4 protein-coding genes and 1 pseudogene are annotated in these 3,740 nt (G+C 69.1%); all 5 read left to right on the top strand.

Translation table 11 applies throughout. The features are described 5' to 3' along the window. Nucleotides 1-236: pseudogene (locus ACWF94_RS36125) on the top strand (dehydrogenase); the annotation flags it as partial. Then, nucleotides 214-1,002: a CDP-alcohol phosphatidyltransferase family protein gene (locus ACWF94_RS36120; RefSeq protein WP_453498680.1), complete on the top strand. Its 789-nt coding sequence runs from the start codon at nucleotides 214-216 to the stop codon at nucleotides 1,000-1,002. The pseudogene ACWF94_RS36125 and the gene ACWF94_RS36120, both read left to right, overlap by 23 nt. A gap of 35 nt (nucleotides 1,003-1,037) precedes the next feature. Further along, nucleotides 1,038-1,892 carry a glycosyltransferase family 2 protein gene (locus tag ACWF94_RS36115; RefSeq protein WP_453498683.1) on the top strand — a complete coding sequence of 285 codons (855 nt, stop codon included), beginning with the start codon at nucleotides 1,038-1,040 and terminating at the stop codon, nucleotides 1,890-1,892. A 103-nt stretch (nucleotides 1,893-1,995) separates the two neighbouring features. Further along, nucleotides 1,996-2,925, top strand: coding sequence for an ABC transporter permease (locus tag ACWF94_RS36110; protein WP_453498677.1), 930 nt, complete (start codon nucleotides 1,996-1,998; stop codon nucleotides 2,923-2,925). After that, complete coding sequence (locus ACWF94_RS36105; protein WP_453498674.1) at nucleotides 2,918-3,709, top strand: ABC transporter ATP-binding protein; 792 nt, start codon at nucleotides 2,918-2,920, stop codon at nucleotides 3,707-3,709. The genes ACWF94_RS36110 and ACWF94_RS36105 overlap by 8 nt, the downstream gene beginning before the upstream one ends. Nucleotides 3,710-3,740 lie beyond the last annotated feature (31 nt).

The raw sequence follows: 3,740 nt of genomic DNA, 5'->3' as shown, positions 1-3,740 counted from the left end.
CCATGCATCTGCGCGGAGCCCATGAGCAGTCGGGCCTCTTCGCCGATGTGCTGCGCCGGCACGGGCTGCCGGTCGCACCCGAGGAAATCGGGTTCAGCGCGGATGAGTTCGTCCGCGCGGTGGAGTACGCGCCGCAGACCCGTCCGGGCCGCTTCACCATTCTTGAGCACCTTGACCTCACCACCGATCAGATCAGGGACGCGTACGCCGACTATGCCAAGACCATCCGTAGCTGAACTCCGCCCGGTCGTTCACCCGGAGGGAGTGAAGGACCGGAGAAGCGGCGAGCACTGGGCCGGTCGCCTCTATATGCGCGAGATCTCGCTGCATATCGACCCGTATCTGGTGAATACCAGGATCACGCCCAACCAACTCACCTACCTCATGATCGTGGTGGGGGTGATCGGCGGTGCCGCCCTGCTGATCCCCGGGCTGACCGGCGCCGTCCTCGCCGCGGTGCTGTTCCAGATCTATCTGCTGCTCGACTGCGTCGACGGCGAGGTCGCCCGCTGGCGCGGCCAGACCTCCATCACCGGCGTCTATCTCGACCGGGTCGGCCACTACCTCTGCGAGGCGGCGCTGCTGATCGGCTTCGGCGTGCGCGGCGCCGATGTCCTCGGCGACGGACGCGCCGAATGGCTGTGGGCCTTCCTCGGGACCCTCGCCGCCCTCGGCGCGATCCTGATCAAGGCCGAGACGGATCTCGTGGACGTGGCCCGGCAGCGCAGCGGACTGCCCGCGGTGAAGGAAGAGGCGGCGGTGCCGCGCTCCTCCGGGCTGGCCGTCGCCCGCCGCGCCGCCGCCGCGCTGAAGTTCCACCGGCTCGTCGGCGGGATCGAGGCCAGCCTGTTCATCCTGGTCGCCGCCGCCCTCGACCTGGCCGGACTGACCGGGAGCGACCTCTTCTTCACCCGCCTCGGCATCGCGGTCCTGGCCGGCATCGCCGTGGTGCAGACCCTGCTGCACCTGGTGTCGATCCTCGCCTCCAGCAGGCTCAAGTGACCGGGGGCCTCAAGCTGGGCGCGGTCATCATCACGATGGGTGACCGCCCCGCTGAGCTGCGGGCCCTGCTCGACTCGGTCGCCAGGCAGGAGGGCGACCCCATCGAGGTGGTCGTCGTCGGCAACGGCGCCCCCGTCACCGGGGTCGAGGAGTTCGCATCGGTCCTGCGCACCGTGGAACTGCCCGAGAACCTGGGCATCCCCGGGGGCCGCAACGCCGGCATCGAAGCCTTCGGTCCCGCGGGCGGCGAGATGGACGCGCTGCTCTTCCTCGACGACGACGGACTGCTGCCGGGCACCGACACCGCGGAGCTGGTGCGCCGGGCCTTCGCCGCCGATCCGGAGCTGGGCATCGTCAGCTTCCGGATCGCCGACCCGGAGACCGGCCGCACCCAGCGCCGCCATGTCCCCCGGCTGCGCGCGTCGGACCCGATGCGCTCCTCCCGGGTGACGACGTTCCTCGGCGGCGCCAACGCCGTCAGGACCAAGGTGTTCGCCGAGGTCGGTGCGCTGCCCGGAGACTTCTTCTACGCGCACGAGGAGACCGATCTCGCCTGGCGGGCCCTGGACGCGGGGTGGATGATCGACTACCGGGCGGACATGGTGCTGTACCACCCGGCGACGCCGCCGTCCCGGCACGCGGTCTACCACCGGATGGTGGCCCGCAACCGGGTCTGGCTCGCCCGCCGCAATCTGCCCGCGCCCCTGGTCCCGGTCTATCTCGGCGTCTGGGTGCTCCTCACCCTCGCCCGGCGGCCGTCGGCGGCGGCGCTGAAGGCATGGCTGGGAGGATTCAAGGAGGGCTGGCGGACCGGGTGCGGGCCCCGTCGGCCCATGAAGTGGCGTACGGTGTGGCGGCTCACCCGACTGGGCCGACCTCCGGTGATCTGACAAGCTTGGGCCTTGAGAGCACCGGGCGTACTCCGGTCCAGGCCGGCGACGCCCGGAGCCGCGCCCCCACTGCCGCGCTTCTCGAAGACGAAAGTTTCCACTTGTGAGTGACACAACCCATGACGGTGCGATCACGATGACCGCTCGGCCAGCGGGGGACGACGGTCTGCCCCCGGCGCAGCTCGCCGCCAAATACGGTCTGTCGGTCAGCGGCGCCCGGCCCGGGCTGCTTGAGTACATCCGGCTGCTGTGGGGCCGGCGCCACTTCATCCTGGCCTTCTCGCAGGCCAAGCTGACCGCCCAGTACAGCAAGGCGAAGCTCGGCCAGCTGTGGCAGGTGGTGACGCCCCTGCTCAACGCGCTGGTCTACTACTTGATCTTCGGGCTCATCCTGGGCACGAGGGAGGGCATCCCGAACGAGGTCTTCGTACCGTTCCTGGTGACAGGTGTCTTCGTCTTCACCTTCACCCAGAGTTCGGTCATGACGGGCGTACGGGCGATCTCGGGCAATCTCGGGCTGGTGCGGGCGCTGCACTTCCCACGGGCCTCGCTGCCGATCTCCTTCGCGCTCCAGCAGCTCCAGCAGCTGCTGTTCTCCATGCTCGTGCTCGTCCTGATCGTGATCGGGTTCGGCAGCTATCCCTCGCTCTCCTGGCTGCTGGTGCTCCCCGCGCTGGCGCTCCAGTTCGTCTTCAACACCGGCCTCGCGCTGATCATGGCGAGGCTGGGCAGCAAGACGCCCGATCTCGCCCAGCTGATGCCGTTCATCATGCGGACGTGGATGTACGCGTCCGGAGTGATGTTCTCCATCCCGGTCATGCTCAAGGACAAGCCCGCCTGGATCGCCGATGTGCTCCAGTGGAACCCGGCCGCCGTCTATATGGACCTGGTCCGCTTCGCGCTGATCGACGGCTACGGCTCCGAGAACCTGCCGGACCATATCTGGGCGTTCGCCCTGGGCTGGGCGGTCCTGTTCGGGATCTTCGGCTTCGTGTACTTCTGGAAGGCCGAGGAGCGGTACGGCCGTGGCTGACGACAGCACCGCGCGCGTGCCCACCGTCATCGCGGACGACGTCCATATCGTCTACCGGGTGCGCGGCGGCTCAGGCGGCAGGGGCAGCGCCACCGCCGCCCTGAGCCGGATCCTCAAGGGCGCCAAGGGTGACAGGGGCGAGCGGCGCGGAGAGCGCACCGTGCACGCCGTCCGGGGTGTCTCCTTCACCGCGTACCGGGGCGAGGCCATCGGCCTGATCGGCACCAACGGCTCGGGCAAGTCCACCCTGCTGCGCGCCATAGCCGGACTGCTGCCCACCGAGCGCGGCAAGGTCTACACCGACGGCCAGCCCTCCCTGCTGGGCGTGAACGCCGCGCTGATGGGCGATCTCACCGGTGAGCGCAATGTCATTCTCGGCGGCCTGGCCATGGGCATGACGCGTGAGCAGATTCGCGAGCGCTACCAGTCCATCGTCGACTTCTCCGGGATCAACGAGAAGGGCGACTTCATCACCCTGCCGATGCGCACCTACTCCTCGGGCATGGGCGCGCGGCTGCGGTTCTCCATCGCGGCGGCCAAGGACCACGACGTTCTGATGATCGACGAGGCGCTGGCCACGGGCGACCGCAAGTTCCAGATCCGCTCCGAGGCGCGCATCCGTGAGCTGCGCAAGCAGGCGGGCACGGTCTTCCTGGTCAGTCACAGCCTCGGCTCCATCAAGGACACCTGCGACCGGGTCCTGTGGCTGGAGAAGGGCGAGCTGCTGATGGACGGGCCCACCGCCGATGTCCTCAAGGCGTACGAGAAGGAGACCGGCAAGTAGCCGGGGCGCGGGACCGGCGCCGGTGTCCGCG

Source organism: Streptomyces sp. NPDC055078 (assembly GCF_053607985.1).
This window is presented reverse-complemented; position numbering and strand designations above follow the sequence as displayed.

What these genes read in the sequence shown, in the direction of transcription:
- ACWF94_RS36120 (WP_453498680.1), top strand. Translation starts at nt 214, where the DNA reads ATGCCAAGACCATCCGTAGCTGAACTCCGCCCGGTCGTTCACCCGGAG.
- ACWF94_RS36115 (WP_453498683.1), top strand. Translation starts at nt 1,038, where the DNA reads ATGGGTGACCGCCCCGCTGAGCTGCGGGCCCTGCTCGACTCGGTCGCC.